The sequence below is a fragment of the Trujillonella humicola genome, assembly GCF_046233715.1.
Lineage (GTDB): Bacteria > Actinomycetota > Actinomycetes > Mycobacteriales > Geodermatophilaceae > Trujillonella > Trujillonella humicola.
In genome coordinates, this window is sequence record NZ_JBJNRJ010000167.1 from 1 (window position 1) to 280 (window position 280).

Genomic DNA, 280 nt, shown 5'->3' on the forward strand with positions numbered 1-280 from the left:
AGGGCGTCCAGTGCTGACTGCAGCTCGCCCACGACACCCTCCCGACCGGCTAGAACGTGTGTTCGATTCTAGCGCCCGGAACCGGGTCGGGCAGGAGATTTCCCCAGGTCAGCGACCTGTCCACAGATGTCCGGACGGCCTTGCGTCAACCGCTGGCGGGATATGAGAAGCCCCGACCAGGGTGGCGAGCTCGGTGCGGTTGGCCGCGCCCAGCTTGGCCAGCACGTTGCGCACGTGGCTCTCCACCGTCCGCTCGGAGAGCACCAGCTCCTCGGCGATC

General features: G+C 67.5%; 1 protein-coding gene. It reads right to left on the reverse strand.

What is annotated here, in order from left to right; genetic code table 11:
• Positions 1 to 108: 108 nt before the first annotated feature.
• Positions 109 to 279, reverse strand: coding sequence for a response regulator transcription factor (locus ACK586_RS25570; RefSeq protein ID WP_409333339.1), 171 nt, complete (start codon positions 277 to 279; stop codon positions 109 to 111).
• Position 280 lies beyond the last annotated feature (1 nt).